The sequence below is a fragment of the Streptomyces sp. TG1A-8 genome, from assembly GCF_030499535.1.
In the GTDB taxonomy this organism is placed as follows: domain Bacteria; phylum Actinomycetota; class Actinomycetes; order Streptomycetales; family Streptomycetaceae; genus Streptomyces.
Map to the genome: position 1 here is coordinate 2,999,495 of NZ_JASTLB010000001.1, position 19,765 is coordinate 3,019,259.

At 74.0% G+C, this 19,765-nt stretch carries 17 protein-coding genes and 3 pseudogenes; 8 read left to right on the forward strand and 12 right to left on the reverse strand.

What is annotated here, in order from left to right; genetic code table 11:
* Positions 1-2 precede the first annotated feature (2 nt).
* The 8 genes and pseudogenes from QQY24_RS12835 to QQY24_RS12870 all read right to left on the reverse strand — a co-directional run bounded on the left by QQY24_RS12835 (position 3) and on the right by QQY24_RS12870 (position 7,110).
* Complete coding sequence (locus tag QQY24_RS12835; RefSeq protein WP_301972826.1) at positions 3-2,036, reverse strand: NADH-quinone oxidoreductase subunit L; 2,034 nt, start codon at positions 2,034-2,036, stop codon at positions 3-5.
* Positions 2,033-2,413, reverse strand: a complete 381-nt coding sequence (gene nuoK, locus QQY24_RS12840) for an NADH-quinone oxidoreductase subunit NuoK (RefSeq protein WP_301972827.1) — start codon at positions 2,411-2,413, stop codon at positions 2,033-2,035. The genes QQY24_RS12835 and nuoK overlap by 4 nt, the downstream gene beginning before the upstream one ends.
* On the reverse strand, positions 2,413-3,051 hold the full coding sequence (locus QQY24_RS12845; protein ID WP_301972828.1) for an NADH-quinone oxidoreductase subunit J: 639 nt from the start codon (positions 3,049-3,051) through the stop codon (positions 2,413-2,415). The genes nuoK and QQY24_RS12845 overlap by 1 nt, the downstream gene beginning before the upstream one ends.
* Complete coding sequence (locus QQY24_RS12850) at positions 3,048-3,608, reverse strand: NADH-quinone oxidoreductase subunit I (protein ID WP_301972829.1); 561 nt, start codon at positions 3,606-3,608, stop codon at positions 3,048-3,050. The genes QQY24_RS12845 and QQY24_RS12850 overlap by 4 nt, the downstream gene beginning before the upstream one ends.
* Positions 3,609-3,610: 2 nt before the next feature.
* Positions 3,611-4,579: a complex I subunit 1 family protein gene (locus QQY24_RS12855; protein ID WP_301972830.1), complete on the reverse strand. Its 969-nt coding sequence runs from the start codon at positions 4,577-4,579 to the stop codon at positions 3,611-3,613.
* Positions 4,576-6,060 carry an NADH-quinone oxidoreductase subunit C gene (locus QQY24_RS12860; RefSeq protein ID WP_301972831.1) on the reverse strand — a complete coding sequence of 495 codons (1,485 nt, stop codon included), beginning with the start codon at positions 6,058-6,060 and terminating at the stop codon, positions 4,576-4,578. Before QQY24_RS12860 ends, QQY24_RS12855 begins: the two co-directional genes overlap by 4 nt.
* Positions 6,061-6,112: 52 nt before the next feature.
* Positions 6,113-6,703 (reverse strand): annotated as a pseudogene (locus QQY24_RS12865) (NADH-quinone oxidoreductase subunit B); the annotation flags it as partial.
* Positions 6,694-7,110: an NADH-quinone oxidoreductase subunit A gene (locus QQY24_RS12870; RefSeq protein WP_301972832.1), complete on the reverse strand. Its 417-nt coding sequence runs from the start codon at positions 7,108-7,110 to the stop codon at positions 6,694-6,696. The pseudogene QQY24_RS12865 and the gene QQY24_RS12870, both read right to left, overlap by 10 nt.
* Positions 7,111-7,340: 230 nt before the next feature.
* Here QQY24_RS12870 and QQY24_RS12875 point away from each other — a divergent pair.
* From QQY24_RS12875 to QQY24_RS12890, 4 genes and pseudogenes are all read left to right on the forward strand, one after another.
* Positions 7,341-8,551 (forward strand): annotated as a pseudogene (locus tag QQY24_RS12875) (sensor histidine kinase).
* Between the two features lie 327 nt (positions 8,552-8,878).
* Complete coding sequence (locus QQY24_RS12880) at positions 8,879-9,538, forward strand: response regulator transcription factor (RefSeq protein WP_301976229.1); 660 nt, start codon at positions 8,879-8,881, stop codon at positions 9,536-9,538.
* Positions 9,539-9,896: 358 nt separating this feature from the next.
* The gene (locus QQY24_RS12885; RefSeq protein ID WP_301972833.1) at positions 9,897-11,825 is read left to right on the forward strand and encodes a 2-oxoacid:acceptor oxidoreductase subunit alpha; all 1,929 of its coding nucleotides are present in this window, start codon (positions 9,897-9,899) and stop codon (positions 11,823-11,825) included.
* Positions 11,818-12,879, forward strand: a complete 1,062-nt coding sequence (locus tag QQY24_RS12890; RefSeq protein WP_301972834.1) for a 2-oxoacid:ferredoxin oxidoreductase subunit beta — start codon at positions 11,818-11,820, stop codon at positions 12,877-12,879. Before QQY24_RS12885 ends, QQY24_RS12890 begins: the two co-directional genes overlap by 8 nt.
* A 13-nt stretch (positions 12,880-12,892) precedes the next feature.
* On the opposite strand, the gene QQY24_RS12895 is transcribed toward QQY24_RS12890, so the two are convergent.
* Positions 12,893-13,303 carry a helix-turn-helix domain-containing protein gene (locus tag QQY24_RS12895; protein WP_301972835.1) on the reverse strand — a complete coding sequence of 137 codons (411 nt, stop codon included), beginning with the start codon at positions 13,301-13,303 and terminating at the stop codon, positions 12,893-12,895.
* Positions 13,304-13,392: 89 nt separating this feature from the next.
* On the opposite strand from QQY24_RS12895, the gene QQY24_RS12900 reads away from it, so the two are divergent.
* The 3 genes from QQY24_RS12900 (at position 13,393) to QQY24_RS12910 (ending at position 15,861) form a co-directional block, all read left to right on the forward strand.
* Positions 13,393-14,247: an SDR family oxidoreductase gene (locus QQY24_RS12900; RefSeq protein ID WP_301972836.1), complete on the forward strand. Its 855-nt coding sequence runs from the start codon at positions 13,393-13,395 to the stop codon at positions 14,245-14,247.
* A gap of 134 nt (positions 14,248-14,381) precedes the next feature.
* Positions 14,382-15,341, forward strand: coding sequence for an EamA family transporter RarD (gene rarD, locus QQY24_RS12905; protein WP_367657993.1), 960 nt, complete (start codon positions 14,382-14,384; stop codon positions 15,339-15,341).
* A 40-nt stretch (positions 15,342-15,381) separates the two neighbouring features.
* Positions 15,382-15,861 (forward strand): VOC family protein, encoded by a 480-nt coding sequence (locus QQY24_RS12910; RefSeq protein WP_301972837.1) that lies wholly within the window; start codon positions 15,382-15,384, stop codon positions 15,859-15,861.
* Positions 15,862-15,880: 19 nt separating this feature from the next.
* On the opposite strand, the gene QQY24_RS12915 is transcribed toward QQY24_RS12910, so the two are convergent.
* Complete coding sequence (locus tag QQY24_RS12915) at positions 15,881-17,047, reverse strand: hypothetical protein (protein WP_301972838.1); 1,167 nt, start codon at positions 17,045-17,047, stop codon at positions 15,881-15,883.
* A gap of 196 nt (positions 17,048-17,243) precedes the next feature.
* On the opposite strand from QQY24_RS12915, the pseudogene QQY24_RS12920 reads away from it, so the two are divergent.
* Positions 17,244-17,822 (forward strand): annotated as a pseudogene (locus QQY24_RS12920) (flavodoxin family protein); the annotation flags it as partial.
* Between the two features lie 15 nt (positions 17,823-17,837).
* On the opposite strand, the gene QQY24_RS12925 reads toward QQY24_RS12920, so the two are convergent.
* Positions 17,838-18,755 carry an ABC transporter permease gene (locus QQY24_RS12925; RefSeq protein ID WP_301972839.1) on the reverse strand — a complete coding sequence of 306 codons (918 nt, stop codon included), beginning with the start codon at positions 18,753-18,755 and terminating at the stop codon, positions 17,838-17,840.
* On the reverse strand, positions 18,742-19,764 hold the full coding sequence (locus QQY24_RS12930; RefSeq protein ID WP_301972840.1) for an ABC transporter ATP-binding protein: 1,023 nt from the start codon (positions 19,762-19,764) through the stop codon (positions 18,742-18,744). The genes QQY24_RS12925 and QQY24_RS12930 overlap by 14 nt, the downstream gene beginning before the upstream one ends.
* Position 19,765 lies beyond the last annotated feature (1 nt).

Genomic DNA, 19,765 nt, shown 5'->3' on the forward strand with positions numbered 1-19,765 from the left:
GCTCACGCTCCCGTGGCGACGAGGAGGACGGCGACCGTCAGGACGACGGTGCCGGCGAGCAGCGCGCTCACATAGGTCTGCACGTTGCCGGTCTGCGCGCGCCGTACGGCGGCCCCGAGCAGTCGGGGCACGGCGGCCGCGCCGTGTACGTAGGTGTCGACGACCTCGCGGTCGAGGAACCGGACGAGGCCCGCTGCGGCCTGGACCGGGCGGACGAACAGCACCGAGTACACCGCGTCCAGGCGGAAGCCGGCGGCCGCGTGCCGGTGCAGCGGACCGAGCAGCAGCCGTCCGGGGTCCGCCGGGTCGGGCGCGTGGGCGATGTCCCCGTACGCCGGCTCGTGGGCGGCGATGGCTTCGGCCTCGACCAGGCCGGCGTCGCCCCGGGGGTGGGCGGCGACGGCGCCGAGCGGGACGCGGGCGGCGAGCGCGCTGGTGCGCTGCCAGGCGCCGTAGGCGAGCAGGGCGCCGACCAGGGCGAGGCCGGTGCCCAGGATCGAGGTGAGGAGGGTGGGGGTCAGGTCGCGGTCGTCGAACCAGTCGGGCAGCGACCGGTAGGCCAGCCCGCCGAAGGCGAGCGAGGGCACCGCGAGGACCCACAGCACCACGGTCATGGCCAGCGGCTGGCGGGCCGGGGCCCGCGCCGTTCCGCCGGGGCCGGGGGCCGCCGGCAGGCCGGGGGCCCCGGCGCCCCGGCCGTGGAAGGCCAGCAGCCACAGCCGGGTGGCGTAGGCGGCGGTGAGCAGGGCGGTGGCGAGGCCGGCGACGAGGACGATCCAGCCGGCGGCGCCGGGGACCGGCCCGGGGTGGCCGGAGGTGACGTGCTCGGCGGCGCCGAGGACGGACTCCTTGGAGAAGAAGCCGCTGAAGGGCGGGACCGCGGCGAGCGCGAGGAGCGCCACGGTCATCGTCCAGTAGGCGTCCGGGACGCGCTCGCGCAGGCGGTCCGTGCGGGACATGGCGGCCAGCGAGTTGGTGCCGGCGGCGTGGATGACCACGCCCGCCGCGAGGAACAGCAGCGCCTTGAAGGCGCCGTGGGACAGGAGGTGGAAGACGGCGGCGCCGCGCTCGCCGACGGCGAGGGCACCGGTCATGTAGCCGAGCTGGCCGATCGTCGAGTAGGCGAGGACGCGTTTGATGTCGTCCTGGGCGAGCGCGGCGAGGGCCGAGCCGGTCATCGTGACGGCGGCCGTCACGGCGAGGACCACCATCGCGGCCCCGGAGGCCTCGAAGACGGGGAGGAGCCGGGCGGTGAAGTAGACGCCGGCGGCGACCATCGTCGCGGCGTGGATCAGCGCCGAGACGGGTGTCGGGCCGGCCATGGCGTCGGGGAGCCAGGTGTGCAGCGGGAACTGGGCGGACTTGCCGGCGACGCCCGCGAGCAGCAGCAGGGCGATCGGCGTCGGGTGGTCGAGGCCGCCGCTCGCGACGGTGCCGAGGACGCGGGTGATGCGGAACGACCCGGCGTCGGCGGCGAGGGCGAACAGGCCGATGAGGAACGGGACGTCGCCGAGCTTGGTGATCAGGAAGGCCTTCAGGGAGGCGGCGCGGGCCTCGGGGGTCTCCCAGTAGTGGCCGACGAGGAAGTAGGAGCAGATGCCCATGACCTCCCAGCCGACCAGCAGCACGATCAGGTCGCCGGAGTAGACGACCAGGAGCATCGCGGAGGTGAACAGGGAGACGAGGGCGGCGTACGACGGGTAGCGCGGGTCGTCGTGCAGGTAACCCGTCGAGTAGATCTGCACGCAGGTCGCGACGAGGGCGACCAAGACGGCGACGAGCGCGGCGAAACCGTCGACGTGCAGGGCCAGTTCGACGGGCACCGAGCCGGTGGGCGTCAGTTCGGCGTGGGCGTCGAGGGCGTGGCCGCCGCCCTGGCGCACGGCGACGAGGACGGCCAGCACGAGTGCGGCCAGGGCCGGCAGTACGGCGAGCGGACGGACGAAGCCGGGGGCGGTGCGGCCGAGCAGCAGGCCGGCCGCGGCGCCCAGGAACGGCAGGAGGGGGGTGAGGACGGCGAGGGTGGTCGTGGTCACGCGGTGGCCTCAGCCTTCTCGGCCGCGGGGGCGTCGGGGTCGTCGGTGTCGTCCTGGGGGCCCTCGGTGGTGTCGCGGAGCCTGTCGATGTCGGAGGTGCCCCGGTTGCGGTGCACGGCGAGGACGATCGCCAGGCCGATGCCGATCTCGGCGGCGGCGATGGCGATGGTGAACAGGGTCAGCGCCTGGCCCGAGTGCAGGGCCTCCTCGGCGGTCCGGCTGAGCCAGGCGTCGAAGGCGACCAGGTTGAGGTTGACGGCGTTGAGCATCAGCTCGACCGACATCAGGACCAGGATCGCGTTGCGGCGGGCGAGGACGCCGTACAGGCCGGTGCAGAACAGGAGGGCGGCGAGGACGGCGGGGTAGGCGAGGTGCATCAGCGGACGCCTTCCTGCTCGGCCCGGTTCTTCCGGAGGTCCGGGCCGGACGGGGGACTCCCGGCGGACGTCCGGGAGTTGTCGGGTCGCAGCGGCTGCTCCGCCTTCGCCTTGCGGGACAGGACGATCGCGCCGACCAGGGCCGCGAGGAGGAGGACGGAGAGGGCTTCGAAGGGCAGCACCCAGTGCTGGAACAGGCTCTCGCCGGTGACGCGGGTGGTGCCGGCGGCCGGGCCGCCGAGGTCGATCCAGGTGGTGCGGAAGGCGTCGACGACCACCCAGACGAGCGAGACCGCCGCCGCCGCGGCGACGACGAGGGCCACCCAGCGGTTGCCCGAGTCGGCGTCCGGGGAGCGGCCGATGGGCGCCTTGGTGAGCATCAGGCCGAACAGGAGGAGGACGACGACGGAACCGACGTAGATGAGCACCTGCACCCAGGCGATGAACTCGGCGGTGAGCAGCAGGTACTCGACGGCCAGGCCGCCGAGCGCGACCACCAGCCACAGGGCGGCGTGCACCAGTTGCCGGGTGGTGACGGTGACGAGCGCGGCGCCGAAGGTGACCAGGCCGACGAGCAGGAAGGCGATCTCGACGCCGGCCGGCGAGAGGAAGCCGTGCGGTGCCTGAGCGAGGGTCACGCCCTGCCTCCCTCGGGTTCGTCCTCCGCGGCCCGGGCGGCTGCCAGCTTCTCGGCGCTCCTGCGGGCGGCGGCGATCTCCTTCGGCTCCTCGGCACCGGCGTCGGGGGCGGGCGGGGCCGGGACGGTCCACATCCACTCGCGGAGCTTGTCGCGCTCGTGGGTGAGGTCGCGGATGTCGGTCTCGGCGTACTCGAACTCCGGGGACCAGAACAGCGCGTCGAAGGGACAGACCTCGATGCAGATGCCGCAGTACATGCACAGGGAGAAGTCGATGGCGAACCGGTCGAGGACGTTGCGGCTGCGCTCGCGTCCGCCGGGGGCGGCCGGCGGCACCGTCTCCTTGTGGGAGTCGATGTAGATGCACCAGTCCGGGCACTCGCGGGCGCACAGCATGCACACCGTGCAGTTCTCCTCGAACAGGCCGATCACACCGCGGGTGCGGGGCGGCAGCTCGGGCTGGGCCTCCGGGTACTGCTCGGTGACCGTCTTCCGGGTCATCGTGCGCAGGGTGACGGCCAGGCCCTTGGCGAGGCCGGAGCCGGGGATGGGGGCCATGGTTAGCCGATCACCACCTTGACGACGCCGGTGAGGGCGATCTGGGCGAGGGAGAGGGGGACGAGGAGGGTCCAGGAGAGCTTCTGGAGCTGGTCCTCGCGCAGGCGGGGGTAGGTCACGCGGAGCCAGATGACGACGAAGGCGAGGACCGCGGTCTTCAGCAGGGTCCACAGCCAGCCCAGGCCGTCGGCGCCCCAGGGGCCGTGCCAGCCGCCCAGGAAGAGGACGGTGGTCAGGCCGCACAGGACGACGATGCCGGCGTACTCGGCGAGGAGGAACAGCGCGAACCGGAGCCCGGTGTACTCGGTGTAGGCGCCGAAGATGATCTCGGAGTCGGCCACGGGCATGTCGAAGGGCGGGCGCTGCAGTTCGGCGAGGCCGGCGACGAAGAAGACGATCGCGCCGACGATCTGCCAGGGCAGCCACCACCAGTGGAAGGCGTGCAGGATGCCCGGGAGGGAGACGGTGCCGGCGGCCATGGCGACGGAGGCCGCGGTGAGCAGCATCGGCAGTTCGTAGGCGAGCAGTTGGGCGGCGGTGCGCAGGCCGCCGAGGAGGGAGAACTTGTTCGCGCTGGCCCAGCCGGCCATCAGCGAGCCGAGCACGCCGACGCCCATCACGGCGAGCACGAAGAAGACGCCCGCGTCCAGGACCTGGCCGACGGCGCCCTCGCCCGGGCCGATCGGGACGGCGAGCAGGACGAGCAGGTACGGCAGCAGGGAGACGGCCGGGGCGAGCTGGAAGACGCGGCGGTCGGCGCCCGCCGGGACCACGTCCTCCTTCTGCGCGAACTTCACGCCGTCGGCGATGAGCTGGGCCCAGCCGTGGAAGCCGCCCGCGTACATCGGGCCGAGGCGGCCCTGCATGTGGGCCATCACCTTGTGCTCGGCCTGCCCGACGATCAGGGGGAAGGTGAGGAAGACGACGAACACGACCAGGAGCCGCAGCACGACATCCAGCGCGTCGTTCACCGCGGGCCTCCTGCGGGGTCGTCGGGGTTATCGGGGGGCGGGGGCCCGGGAGCCGGGTCCTCGGGGGCGGTGCTCCCCTGGGGCACGGCTTCGGGACGCTGCGGCTGCGTGCCCTGCGGCTGCGGCTCGGACTCCCGCTCCGGGGCCGGTGTCGGGGTCGGGGTCGGGGCCGGTGTCGGGGTCGGGGTCGGCTCCGGGTTCCGGGGCGACTCCGGCTCCGACTCCCGCTCCGGCTCGTCGAACGCCGGGCGGGCGTGGTGCCACGGGGCGTCCGAGCTGCGCGGAGCCGGGTTCCGGCGGACGGGGCGGACGGGGGTGTCCGGCTTCGCGGACCCGGCCTCCGTGGGACCTGCGTTCGCGGACGCGGTCTCCGAGGACTCGGCATCCCCGGAACCCGCTTCCGCGGACCCGGTGTCCGAAGGCCCGGTGCCCGCGGGCCCGGCCGGGGCCGGTTCCGTCGCCCGGGGGCGCTGGGAGGCCGAACCCTCCGAGGCGCTGCGGGCCCGGCGGGGGCGGGCCGGGGCCGGTGCGGCGGGAGCGGTGCCGGGCTCGTGCGCCACCGAGGCCTCGGCGGCCGGACCGCTCGCCGCGGCCCGCGTGGCGTCGCCCTCGGTCGCGGCCTGCTTGCGGGAGGCGGCGTCCTCGTCCTGCGCCGCCGCCTGGCTCACCGAGCCCTCGCTCGCGCTCCTGGACCGGCGCGGCCTGGCACCCGCACCCGCATCCGCCCGTGCGCCGGCGGCTCCCGGGACGGACCCGGCGGCCGTCCCCGTGGCCGGCTCCGTGGCCGGCTCCGTGGTCTGGCCGGCCGAGCCCTGCGCCGCCGTGCGGGTGCGCCGTACCGGGCGGTCTCCCGCGGCGCGCTCGCCCGCCGCGCGGCCCGCGCCCCGGGCCGGGCGCGCGGGGGCGGGGGGCAGCTGGCCCTTCAGGGGGCCCCACTCGTTCGGGTCGGGGACCCCCGGGGGCAGCATCTGGCGACGCTTGGGCCCGGCGTGTTCCGACTCGCCCGGCTCCTTGGCACCGGGCCAGGCCTTGGCGACCCGGGCCGCGAGGACGAAGTCCTTGCGCAGGGGGTGGCCCTCGAAGGTCTCCGGGAGGAGGAGGTGGTCGAGACCGGGGTGGCCGTCGAAGGTGACGCCGAACATCTCGTGGGTCTCGCGCTCATGCCAGGCCGCGCCCGCGTAGACGCCGACGGCGGACGGCAGGGCCGGCGCCCCGTGCGGGACCGTCGTGCGCACCAGCAGCCGGCGGACCGGCGAGAGGGCGGCGACGTGCGCGGACACGCGGAAGCCGGTGCCCGGTTCGTCGACCGCGCTCAGCCAGTCGAAGTAGGTGCAGGACAGGGTCGTGCGGGCGGTTTCCAGGGCGGTGAGCCAGGAGGACGGCGGTACGTCCACGGTCAGGACGTCGTACGACTCCTCGGCCGTGGCCCCGGGGCCGAAGAGGTCCTCGGTGGGGGCGGGCAGCCAGCCGACCGCGGTCATCGCGCGTCCCCCCGGCGGAGTCGGCCGGCGCGGCGGAACCGGTGGGCGCGGCGGACGGGGCGGGGGGCCGGACCAGGCCGCTCTGCAGGGCGGCGGCCGAGGGCCGGGCGGGCCCGGTGGCGTAGCGCTCGCCCAGGGACTCGTGGGCGATCTTCTCCTGGAGCTTGAGGATGCCCTGGAGCAGCGCCTCGGGCCGGGGCGGGCAGCCGGGGACGTACACGTCGACCGGGATGATCTGGTCGACGCCCTTGGTGACGGCGTACGAGTCCCAGTACGGGCCGCCGCAGTTGGCGCAGGCGCCGAAGGAGATGACGTACTTCGGCTCGGGCATCTGCTCGTACAGGCGCTTCACGGCCGGGGCCATCTTGTCCGTCACCGTGCCGGAGACGACCATCAGGTCGGCCTGGCGGGGGCCCGGCGCGAAGGGGATGACGCCGAGGCGGATGAAGTCGTGACGGGCCATCGACGCGGCGATGAACTCGATCGCGCAGCAGGCGAGGCCGAAGTTGAAGACCCACAGCGAGTAGCGGCGGCCCCAGTTGAGGACCACCTTCATCGGCTCCGGGGCGAGCCGGGCGAGGGAGCCCAGCCGTTTGGGCTCGGGAAGCGGCAAGGGTTCCGAACCGGACGGGTTCACGTCCATGCCAGCACCCCCTTCTTGTAGGCGTACAGCAGGCCCACGGCGAGGAAGCCGAGGAAGATGAACATCTCCACCAGGGTCGTCGCGCCGAAGCCGGGGGCGGCGAAGACCGTCGCCCAGGGGAACAGGAAGATCGAGTCGACGGCGAAGATCACGTACAGGAAGGCGTAGACGTAGTAGCGGACCTGGGTGTGGGCCCAGCCCTCGCCGACGGGGTCGACGCCGCACTCGTAGGCCAGGAGTTTCTCGGGGGTGGGCACCACCGGACGCAGCAGCCGGCCGGCGCCGAAGGCGGCCGCGACGAAGAGCACGCCGACCAGGGCGAGCAGTCCCACGACCGAGTAGGACCGGAAGTAGCCGGCCGCGGCGTCCGCCGCGGCGACCGTCGAGTTTCCCCACGTCTCCCGCACCGTCCGCCCTCGCTCCCTGACCGTGTGACCCTGGTGAACTCTGTGATGCAACGTGATTCGAGGATCTGTACGCATCGGAGTCTAGGCCCTGATAAAAGCGCGGTAAGCAGCTTGTCGCCCCCAGGGTGCCGAGGCGGCGCCCCGACGGCTCCGATGGTGGGGTTTTCCCCAGGAAACAGGGGTGGCGGACCGCATGGCGCCGGTGGTGCCCGGCACGGCAGGCTGACGGCATGACCGCTCCCACCGCCGCCGGGACCACCGTCGGCTCCGCCGCCGGTGCGGCTGCCGGCCGGGCCGACGGCCGGGACCGCCCGCCACGTGCCCGGCTCGCCTACGACCCGCACACGTGGAAGGAGAGCGCGCACCTCCTGCTGAACCTGCCGCTGGCGGTGCTCGGCTTCACGTACGTGTGCACCGTGCTGCTCACCAGCGGTCTGCTGACCCTCACGGTGGTCGGGTTGCCCCTGCCGGCCGCGGCCTGCTGGGCGCCCGGCAACTGGGGAAGCTGGAGCGGCTGCGGGCGCGGGCGCTGCTCGGGGTACGGGTGGAGGAGCCGACGCCGCTGCCGCTCGGCCGGGCCGGCGGGCCGGCGCAGCGGCTGTGGATGGCGGTGAGGGACCCGGTGGGCTGGCGCACGCTGCTGTACGACTTCATCCGGCTGCCCTGGGGCATCCTCACCTTCTGCACCGTGCTGACCTCGCTGTTCGTGCTGTGGCCGGTGCTGCCGTTCATCGCGCGGGGGCTGGCCGGCGCGGACCGGGCGATGGTGCGCGCGCTGCTGTCGCCCTCCGACGAGCTGGAACGCCGTATCGCGGAGCTGGAGGCGGACCGGGGGGTCGTGGTGGACACCGCGGCCGCCGACCTGCGCCGCATCGAGCGCGACCTGCACGACGGGGCGCAGGCCCGACTGGCCAACCTCGCCATGGGACTCGGTCTGGCCAAGGAGAAACTGCTGGAGGGCCGGGCCGACGACACGGTCGCCGCGATGGTGCGGGAGGCCCACGGAGAGGTGAAACCGGCCCTGCAGGAACTGCGGGACCTGGCCCGGGGCATCCACCCGGCCGTACTGACCGACCGCGGCCTGGACGCGGCCCTGTCCTCCGTCGCCTCCCGCTGCACGGTACCCGTACGCGTCGAGGCCGACCTGCCCTCCCGGCCCACCGCCGCCATCGAGGGCATCGCCTACCTCACCGTCTCCGAACTGCTGCAGAACGTCAGCAAACACAGCAGGGCACGATCGGCCTCCGTGGACGTGTGGCGGACCGGGGACCGGCTCCTCATCCAGGTCACCGACGACGGCCACGGTGGCGCGGACACCTCCCGCGGGTCCGGTCCGGCGGGCCTCGCCGGGCGCCTGGAGGCGGTGGACGGGGTCCTGGTGGTGGACTCCCCGGCGGGCGGCCCCACCCGGGTGACGGCGGAACTGCCCTGGCGCGTCTGAGGCCGCCCGGCACGCGCGCCCCGGCGTCCGCGCCGGTCCCGCTCCGCCCCACCGCACGCGTCCGCCCGGCGGCGGCCCCCTCCTCGTCCGCCCCGTCCTCGCCGCGGAGCCGAACTGCCTGCCCCGTACCCCGTACCCCGTACCCCGTGCTCCGTGCCCCGTGCTCCCGTGCCTCCGTGCCCCTCCCCGCCCCCATTCCCCCGTGCAGCGGTTTTCCGGCCCGGATGCTGGGATGCTGGGCCTTCGCACGGACGAGCGTCGTCGCAGGGCCGGCCCACGGGGCCGGGTGGGTCCGGGGGCCGGGAGACCGTGATCGTGGAGGACGGGGTGCGGGTCGTCATCGCCGAGGACTCGGTGCTGCTCAGGGAGGGCCTGACCCGGTTGCTGACCGACCGCGGGCACGATGTCGTGGCCGGCGTCGGGGACGCGGAGGCGCTGGTCGGGACCATCGCGGACCTGCACGCGCGGGGCGCGCTGCCCGACGTGGTGGTGGCGGACGTGCGGATGCCGCCGACGCACACCGACGAGGGGGTGCGGGCGGCCGTGCGCCTGCGCAGGGCACACCCGGGACTCGGGGTGCTGGTGCTGTCGCAGTACGTGGAGGAGCGCTACGCCACCGAGCTGCTGGCCGGTTCCAGCCGGGGTGTGGGCTACCTGCTCAAGGACCGGGTGGCCGAGGTGCGGGAGTTCGTCGACGCGGTGGTGCGGGTGGCCGGGGGCGGCACGGCGCTGGACCCCGAGGTGGTCGTGCAGCTGCTCGGGCGCAGCCGCAAGCAGGACGTGCTGTCGGGCCTCACCCCGCGGGAGCGCGAGGTGCTGGGGCTGATGGCGGAGGGCCGTACGAACTCGGCCATCGCCCGGCAGCTGGTGGTCAGCGACGGCGCCGTGGAGAAGCACGTCAGCAACATCTTCCAGAAACTCGGCCTGTCCCGGAGCGGCGGCGACCACCGGCGGGTTCTGGCCGTCCTGACCTACCTCAACTCGTGACCGGCGCCCGGTGTCCGGCCGGCACCGTCAGCACGGCGTCAGCCGGTCCGGCTTGTGTGGAGACGGGTACTCGTGGAATGGGGCGGACGGGAACGGAGGGACGACGGACGGGGAGCGTTCGCCGGAAGGGCCGTGAGCGAGGGTGCGTCCGCGGAAAACGCCGACGGGCGGGATGCGTCCTCAGGTACGGCTCGATGGGGGCGGTCCATCATGACAACTCAGCTCGACAGGCCGTCTCGAAACGCCGTCCAATCTGCGGATGGCCACGGGAAGGCGACCCTAACCGACGTAGGGTTGATCCTGGGATGGTCCGTGGGACGGCCACCCCGGACAGCCGCCTCGAAGGAGGTCCAGTTCAGTGACCAGCCAGGTCAGCAGCCCAGCGGAGCAGGCCGACGGAACAGTCGCGGGAGAGCGGCGCGATCCGGGTGGAGCGAAGGACGTCCGGCGCCTGGACCGGGTGATCATCCGGTTCGCGGGGGACTCGGGTGACGGCATGCAGCTCACCGGTGACCGGTTCACCTCGGAGACCGCGTCCTTCGGCAACGACCTCTCCACCCTGCCGAACTTCCCCGCCGAGATCCGCGCCCCCGCCGGCACCCTGCCCGGCGTCTCCTCGTTCCAGCTCCACTTCGCCGACCACGACATCCTGACCCCGGGCGACGCGCCGAACGTGCTGGTCGCGATGAACCCGGCCGCCCTGAAGGCCAACATCGGCGACCTGCCGCGCGGCGCGGAGGTCATCGTCAACACGGACGAGTTCACCAAGCGCGCCCTGCAGAAGGTCGGCTACGCCGCCTCCCCGCTGGAGGACGGCTCGCTGGACGGCTACAGCCTGCACCCGGTGCCGCTGACGACGCTCACCGTCGAGGCCCTGAAGGAGTTCGACCTCTCCCGCAAGGAGGCCGAGCGCAGCAAGAACATGTTCGCCCTGGGCCTGCTGAGCTGGATGTACCACCGGCCCACCGAGGGCACCGAGAAGTTCCTGCGGACGAAGTTCGCGAAGAAGCCGGACATCGCGGCGGCCAACATCGCCGCGTTCCGGGCGGGCTGGAACTTCGGCGAGACGACGGAGGACTTCGCCGTCTCCTACGAGGTCGCCCCGGCGGCCACCGCCTTCCCGCCGGGCGTCTACCGCAACATCTCCGGCAACCTGGCCCTGGCGTACGGCCTGATCACCGCCTCCCGCCAGGCGGACCTGCCGCTCTTCCTGGGCTCCTACCCGATCACCCCGGCCTCGGACATCCTGCACGAGCTGAGCCGGCACAAGAACTTCGGCGTGCGCACCTTCCAGGCCGAGGACGAGATCGCGGGCATCGGCGCGGCCCTCGGCGCCGCCTTCGGCGGCTCGCTGGCGGTGACCACCACCTCCGGCCCGGGTGTGGCGCTGAAGTCCGAGACGATCGGGCTCGCGGTCTCGCTGGAGCTGCCGCTGCTGGTCGTCGACATCCAGCGCGGCGGCCCGTCGACCGGTCTGCCGACCAAGACCGAGCAGGCGGACCTGCTGCAGGCGATGTACGGCCGCAACGGCGAGGCCCCGGTCCCGGTGGTCGCGCCGCGGACGCCGGCGGACTGCTTCGACGCGGCGCTGGAGGCGGCCCGGATCGCGCTGACGTACCGCACGCCGGTGTTCCTGCTGTCCGACGGCTACCTCGCCAACGGCTCGGAGCCCTGGCGCGTCCCGGACCTGGAGGAGCTGCCCGACCTGCGGGTGCGGTTCGCCTCCGGCCCGAACCACACGCTGGAGGACGGCACCGAGGTCTTCTGGCCGTACAAGCGGGACCCGCACACCCTCGCCCGGCCGTGGGCGGTCCCGGGCACCCCGGGCCTGGAGCACCGCATCGGCGGCATCGAGAAGCAGGACGGCACGGGCAACATCTCCTACGACCCGGCCAACCACGACTTCATGGTGCGCACCCGGCAGGCCAAGGTCGACGGGATCGAGGTCCCCGACATCGAGCCCGACGACCCGCACGGCGCGAGGACGCTGGTCCTGGGGTGGGGCTCGACCTACGGGCCGATCACGGCCGCGGTACGGCGGCTGCGCGCGGCCGGCGAGTCGATCGCCCAGGCCCACCTGCGCCACCTCAACCCCTTCCCGGGCAACCTCGGCGCGGTGCTGAAGCGGTACGACAAAGTGGTGGTCCCCGAGATGAACCTCGGGCAGCTCGCCACCCTGATCCGGGCGAAGTACCTGGTCGACGCCCAGTCGTACAACCAGGTCAACGGCATGCCGTTCAAGGCGGAGCAGCTCGCCGCGGCGCTGAAGGAGGCCATCGATGTCTGACGCCACCCGCGAACTGCTGCAGCTGGTCCCCAAGGCCGGGGCCAAGCAGTCGATGAAGGACTTCAAGTCCGACCAGGAGGTGCGCTGGTGCCCGGGCTGCGGCGACTACGCCATCCTGGCCGCCGTGCAGGGGTTCATGCCGGAGCTGGGACTGGCGAGGGAGAACATCGTCTTCGTCTCGGGCATCGGCTGCTCCTCCCGCTTCCCGTACTACATGAACACCTACGGGATGCACTCCATCCACGGCCGCGCCCCGGCCATCGCGACCGGTCTCGCGGCCTCGCGGCGGGACCTGAGCGTGTGGGTGGTCACCGGTGACGGCGACGCCCTGTCCATCGGCGGCAACCACCTGATCCACGCCCTGCGCCGCAACGTCAACCTGAAGATCCTGCTCTTCAACAACCGGATCTACGGTCTGACCAAGGGCCAGTACAGCCCGACCTCCGAGGTCGGCAAGATCACCAAGTCGACGCCGATGGGGTCGCTGGACTCGCCGTTCAACCCGGTGTCGCTGGCGATCGGCGCGGAGGCGTCCTTCGTCGCGCGCACGATCGACTCCGACCGCAAGCACCTGACCGAGGTGCTGCGCGCGGCGGCCGACCACCCGGGCACGGCGCTGGTCGAGATCTACCAGAACTGCAACATCTTCAACGACGGCGCGTTCGACTCCCTGAAGGACCGGCAGCGGGCCGAGGAGGCGCTGATCCGCCTGGAGCACGGGCGGCCGGTCCGCTTCGGGGCGGACGGGTCCCGGGGCGTCGTGCGGGACCGGCGGACCGGCGACCTGCGGGTGGTGACGGTGACGCCTCAGAACGAGGCGGACGTCCTGGTGCACGACGCGTACTCCGCGTCGCCCACCACCGCCTTCGCGCTCTCCCGCCTCGCCGACCCCGACACGCTGCACCACACCCCGGTCGGCGTGTTCCGGTCGGTCGAGCGGCCGGTCTACGACACGCAGATGAGTGACCAGCTCGACGCGGCCGTCGAGCAGCACGGCAAGGGCGACCTGGCCGCGCTGCTGGCCGGCGGGGACACCTGGACCGTCATCGGCTGAGCCGGCGGCGGTGCTACGAGGCCCGGGGCGTGCGGTCCCGGGCCTCGTCGTACGCCCGGCGGGCCCGCTCCACGTCGTCCATGCGGTCGCGGGTCCACCGGGCCAGGGACCGCACCTGCTCGGCCGCCTCACGGCCGAGGGCGGTGAGGGAGTAGTCGACGCGGGGCGGGATGACGGGCTTGGCGTCCCGGTGGACCAGGCCGTCGCGCTCCAGGGTCCGCAGGGTCTGGGCGAGCATCTTCTCGCTGACCCGCCCGGCCCTGCCGACGGCCCGGCGCAGCTCGCCGAAGCGGTACGGGCCGTCGAGCAGCTCGATCAGCACCAGCACGCCCCAGCGGCTGGTGACGTGCTCCAGGACGAGCCGGTGGGGGCACAGCGCCTCGGCCCGGTCTCCGGTGCGCGTGCGCGCGACGCTTACTGTCATGCCAGTACCTTACTTCAAAGTAGGTACTTTCATTTGGTTAGCGCCACTCCTAAGGTGAGTGTTCTAAGGCATTCGAAGGAGTGGTCGTCATGAGCATCGTCGTCACCGGAGCCACCGGACACCTCGGCCGGCACGTCGTGGAGCAACTGCTGGAGAAGGTCCCGGCCGGGGAGGTCACCGCGGTCGTGCGCGACGAGGCGAAGGCGGCCGGCCTCGCGGCCCGCGGGGTGCGGATCGCCGTCGCCGACTACAACGCACCCGAGTCCTTCGACGGCCTGTTCTCGGCCGGGGACAGGGTCCTGCTGATCTCCGGCAACGAGTTCGGCAAGGGCCGGGTGCGCCAGCACCTGGTCGTCATCGACGCCGCGAAGGCGGCGGGCGTGGCGCTGCTGGCGTACACCAGCATCCCGAGCAGCCTGACGGCCGCGCTCGCCGACGACCACCGGGCCACCGAGGAGGCGCTGGCCGCCTCCGGCGTGCCGTACACGCTGCTGCGCAACGGCTGGTACCACGAGAACTACACCGAGAACCTGGCGCCCGTGCTGGAGCACGACGCCGTCGTGGCGGCGGCCGGCGAGGGGCGGATCTCCTCGGCCTCGCGCGCCGACTACGCCGCCGCCGCGGTCGCCGTGCTGACCGGCGAGGGCCACGAGGGCAGGGCGTACGAGCTGGGCGGTGACCAGGCGTGGGGCTTCGCCGAGTACGCGGCCGAGCTGAGCCGGCGGACCGGCAGGGAGATCGTCTACAACGCGGTCACCGGTGACGTGCTGAACGGCATCCTGACCGGCGCCGGGCTGCCCGCGCCGCTGGCCGAGGTGTTCGTGGGCGTCGACGCCTCGATCGCCCGGGGCGAGCTGGTCGTCCCCACCGGTGACCTGTCCCGGCTCATCGGCCGCCCCACCACCCCGCTCGCCGAGGCGGTCGCCGCCGCACTCAAGGACTGAGGGCCCCCGCCGGGAGGGCCCCCGCCCTCCGCCTCCACCTGTCATGACCGTATGGCGATACGAACATGACAGGCGGAGGCGTTCGGCGTTACCTTCGTCCTCGCGTGTGCGTGCGAAGCGAGAAGGAGTGGCCCGTGACCGGGACGTCCAAAGGTGAGCACCGGGCAGGCCTGCTCAACGGGTTCGCCGCCTACGGCATGTGGGGACTGGTCCCGCTGTTCTGGCCGTTGCTCAAGCCGGCCGGGGCCCTGGAGATCCTGGCCCACCGCATGGCGTGGTCCCTCGTCTTCGTCGCCGTCGCCCTGCTCTTCGTCCGGCGCTGGGCCTGGGCCGGGCAGTTGCTGCGGCAGCCCCGGCGCCTCGCGCTCGTGACCGTGGCCGCCGTCGTCGTCACCGTGAACTGGGGCGTCTACATCTGGGCCGTGAACGCCGGCCACGTGGTCGAGGCCTCCCTCGGCTACTTCATCAACCCGCTGGTGACCATCGCCATGGGCGTGCTGCTCCTGAAGGAACGGCTGCGGCCCGTGCAGTGGGCGGCGGTCGCGGTCGGCTCCGCCGCCGTCGTCGTCCTGACGGTCGGCTACGGCCGTCCGCCGTGGATCTCCCTGTGCCTCGCCTTCTCCTTCGCCACCTACGGGCTCGTGAAGAAGAAGGTCGGCCTCGGCGGCATCGAGTCACTGGCCGCCGAGACCGCGATCCAGTCCCTGCCCGCCCTCGGCTACCTGGTCTGGCTCTCCGCGCACGGCGACTCCACCTTCCTCGGCGAGGGGGCGGGCCACTCCGCCCTGCTCGCCTCGACCGGTGTCGTCACCGCGCTGCCGCTGGTCTGCTTCGGCGCCGCGGCCATCCGGGTGCCGCTGTCCACGCTGGGCCTGCTGCAGTACCTGGCGCCCGTCTTCCAGTTCCTGATCGGCATCCTCTACTTCCACGAGGCCATGCCGCCCGAGCGCTGGGCCGGCTTCGCGCTGGTGTGGCTGGCGCTGGCCCTGCTCACGGGCAGCGCGCTGCGCTCGGCGCAGCGGGCGAGGAGGCGGCGGGAGGCCGTCGGCGCGCCCCGCGCCGGCCTGCCGGACTCCGCTCCGGCGGACGTCTGACCCGGCCGTACGACGTCCGCCCCGGCTATACATGGTGCGCATGTACGCACAGGAGTCCGCCGCCGCACCCGCGCCGGTCCACTGGAAACTCGTGATCGACGCCGCCGACCCGCACGCCCAGGCCGATTTCTGGGCCGCCGCGCTCCACTACGAGGCCGAGGACAACAGCGCCCTCGTCGAGCGGCTGCTGTCGCTGGGCGCGCTGCCCGGCGGGGCCGCCGTCGAGTACCGCGGCCGTCCCGCCTTCCGCGACCTGATCGCCGTGCGGCACCCCGACGACCCGTACGACCCGCGGACCGGGACCGGGCTGGGGCGACGGCTGCTGTTCCAGCGCGTCCCGGAGGCGAAGACCGTCAAGAACCGCCTCCACCTCGACCTGCACCCCGGCGACGGGCGGCGCGCGGAGGAGGTGGCCCGGCTGGAGGGGCTGGGCGCGCGCGTGCTGCGCGAGGTGGCGGAGCCCGCCGGCGCGTGGGTGGTGCTGGCGGACCCGGAGGGCAACGAGTTCTGCGTGCAGTAGCCGGCCGGAGCGGACCGGATCAGGCCCGTGCGGCCTTCGCGGCCCGGTCGGCCAGGCGGACCATGCGGGCACGGGCCGACTCCAGGGGCCGCGGGTCGCCGGCCGCGGGACCCGGCTGCGCCGCGAGGTCCGCCCACAGGCCGATCAGGTCGCGGCCCAGCCGCAGGCCCTCCTCCGGGTCGCGCACCGCGCGCCAGGCCGTGGCCGCGCCCTGCACGTTGCCGTACGCCGCCTCCGCGTCCCCGGTCTGCCGGCGCAGGCGCGCCAGGTCCAGGCAGAGGTGGCAGGCGCGGACCGGGTCGCCCGCCAGGTAGGTGATGTAGGCGGCCAGTTCCCGCAGGTGCAGCACGTCGGGGTGGCGGGCGCCCAGCACGGCGGAGGCATCCGGCACCGTGCGGGCGGCCAGTTCCGCCGCCGCCCGCGGACGGCCGGCCCGCACGGCCTCGTTGATCCGCGCCATCGGCCCGGTGAGCAGTTCGGCCCCCTCCGCGGTCCCGGTCACGGGTTCGTCCCCCAGCACCTCCTCGGCCAGCGCGTCGAAACCGCGGGGCGGGGCGGGCGCGGAGGCGGGCGTCGGCTCGAAGACGGGTATGAGGTCAGGGGCGGAGGTGCTTCCGGGGGCGGGGGCGCCTTCCGGGACGGGGCCCGGGGCGCCTTCCGGGACGGGGCCCGGGGCGCCTTCCGGGACGGGGCCCGGGCGGGGGACGCCCCCGGTGGCGGGTGCGTGTGCGGGAGCGGCAACGGGGTGCCGGGCGGCCTCGGGGGTGAGGCCGGCGTCGGGGGCGAGGCCGGCCTCGGGCCACGGGACCCGCTCGGGCGGGGAGCCGGCGTCGGGCCACCGGGTGGGCCCGGGCGTCGCGGCGGGCCGCCTGGGGGGCTCGGGTTCGGCGGCGGGCTGCCGGGTGGGCCGGCCCACCAGCCGGCTGGAGCCGTCCGCCGCGACCTCCAGCGGGACGACGCAGCCGGCGCGGTCGTCGTGGATCATGGCGCGTATCGGGGCGCCGAGGCTGATGGCCAGGCGCTGGAGGTGGTTCAGCACGGCCTGCCGCACCTCCTCGCCGGGCGCCGCCACGACCGCCGTCCCGTCCACCGCGGCGCCGCCCGCGCCGGTCACCCGGACGTGCACCGCCGCCGGGTGTGCCGCGGGCTGCCGCGCCCGCTTCTTGTCGAAGCTGAGTCGAGCCATCGGTCCCCTCACTCCCCCGCCGCCGCGATCCGGTCGTCCGCGTCCCTGTACCCCAGTGTGTCGGCCCGGCCGGGCTCCCGCGTCACCGCGGCGTCACAGCCTCGCACCAGCCCTCACCCTTGAGGGTTAATCGTTGCGTGTGCACATAATGCACGTGTCAGTATTCGCGGTACGTCACCGCTCACTCCGGGGGCCCATGAGCCGTCGCTTCCTCTTCGTCCTGGGCAGCGCCCGCACCGGGGGCAACACCGAACTGCTGGCCCGCAGGGCCGCCGAGCGACTGCCCGCCGGCGTCGGGCAGGAGTGGATCCGCCTCGCCGAACTGCCGCCGCCCGACTTCGTGGACGTGCGGCACGACGGCGACCACGCACGGCCGCCCGCGGACGGCGCCGCCGGGCTGCTGCTGGACGCCACGCTCGCGGCCACGGACATCGTGATCGCCTCCCCGCTGTACTGGTACGCGGTGTCCGGCCCGACCAAGCGGTACCTGGACCACTGGTCGGGCTGGCTGCGCGTCCCGGACGTCGATTTCAGGGGCACCCTGGCCGGGCGCACGCTGTGGGGCGCCACCGCGCTCGCGGACCGGAACCCGGCGGTCGCCGGCCCCCTCGTCGGCACGCTCCGGCACTCGGCCGCCTACCCGGGCATGCGCTTCGGCGGGGTGCTGCTGGGCAACGGCAGCGCGCCCGGCGACCTCCTGCAGGACACCGACGCGCTGGCGCGCGTGAAGACGTTCTTCGCGCGGGACGCGCCCCTCGCGCGTTTCCCGCACGAGACCGCCGCCCGCCCCCTACGCGCTGACGTCCTTCGTCGTGAACCGCGCCCAGGCGGCCGAGCCGAACACGGCCGCGTACAGCGCCTGCAGGCCGAGGTTCTTCACCAGGTCGTCCCAGTAGACGGGGTCGCGCATGAGGTCGGCGAAGGACAGCCAGTAGTGGGGGAAGAGGTACGGCCGCAGCGCGTGCAGCTGGGGGATCTGGTCGAGGATCTGGACGGTGATGAGCAGGCCGACGGTGGCCGCCATCGCCGCGATGCCGCTGTTGGTCAGGGTGGACACGAACAGGCCGAGGGCGGCGACGCCCACCAGTGAGGCGGCGACCACCAGGGCGATCAGCAGGGCCCGCAGGAGTCCGTCGGCGAAGCCGATGCGCGTGCCGGAGATGGTCGTCAGGTCTCCCAGCGGGAACAGCAGCGCCCCGACGGCCAGCGCGGAGACGGTGACGACCAGGGTGGCCAGCAGGCAGAAGGCCAGGACCGTCGCGTACTTGGTGAGCAGCAGGCGGGTGCGGCCGGCGGGCGCGACCAGCAGGTAGCGCAGGGTGCCGGCGCCCGCCTCGCCCGCGACGGCGTCGCCCGCGACGACGCCGACGGCCATCGGCAGGAAGAACGGCAGGGTCGCGGCCAGTGCCGTGAACACCAGGAACAGGCCGTTGTTGGTGATCTGCCCGATGAACGCCGGGCCTTCGCCGCCGCCCGGTCCCGCCGGCGAACCGTCCCGCGTCTCGATCCGGACGGCGACGCCCACCAGCACCAGCACCGCGGCCAGCACCCCGAGGAGGGCGAGCGTGCGCCAGCGGCGGACGGTGGTGACCAGCTCGTTGCGCAGCAGCCCCAGGGTCCACAGGGGACCGGGCCGGCGGGCGGTCGGTGCCGGCGGACGGCCGGACGGCGAAGTCCCGGCGGCCGGTGGCGTCTCAGCCCGCGACATCGAAGCCCTCCCCCGTCAGTGCCACGAACGCGTCCTCCAGGGAGGCCCGTTCGAGGGTGAAGCCCCGGACCCGGACGCCCGCCGCGACCAGGGCCGCGTTCACGTCGGCGAGGTCCCGCCCGGGCGGTTCGCCGGTCACCCGGTCGCCGTCGACGGTGACGTCCGCGGCGCCCTGTTCCTTGAGCACCCGGGCCGCCTCGCCGGCGTCCGGGGTGGTCACCGCCAGCCGGCCGCGCGCGCCGGCCGCCAGGTCGGCCACCGCGCCCTGCGTGATCAGTCTGCCCCGGGCCATCACGGCCGCGTGGGTGCACACCTGCTCGATCTCGTCGAGGAGGTGGGAGGAGAGGAAGACGGTCGTGCCGTCGCAGGCCAGTTCCCGGACCAGGCCGCGGATCTCCCGCATGCCCTGCGGGTCCAGGCCGTTGGTGGGCTCGTCCAGGACGAGCAGGCTGCGCGGCCGGAGCAGCGCGGCGGCCAGCCCGAGGCGCTGCTTCATGCCGAGCGAGTACGCCCGCGCCTTCTTCCCGGCGGCCGCCGTGAGGCCCACCCGGTCCAGCGCGGCGGCGACGCGGGCGCGCCGGGTGCGCGGGTCGGCGGTCGGGTCGGCGGCGTCGTAGCGCAGCAGGTTGTCCCGGCCGGAGAGGAAGCCGTAGGGGGCGGGGCCCTCGATGAGCGCGCCGACCCGCGGGAGGACGGTGCGGGCGGACCGGGGCATGGGCCGGCCCAGGACGCGGGCCGCGCCGGAAGTCGGCTCGATCAGGCCCATCAGCATGCGGATGGTCGTGGCCTTGCCGGAACCGTTGGGACCGAGGAAGCCGAAGACGCTGCCCGCCGGGACGGTCAGGTCGAGACCGTCCACGGCGAGCTGTCCGCCGCGGTAGCGCTTGGTGAGGCCGCGCGTGGCGATGACGGGTGCCGGCGCGTCCCCCGGGTCCCGCTCCGCGGGGTTCCCCGGGTTCCGCTCCGCGGGGTTCCCCGGGTTCCGCCCGGTGTCCGGCACTCCGTCCATC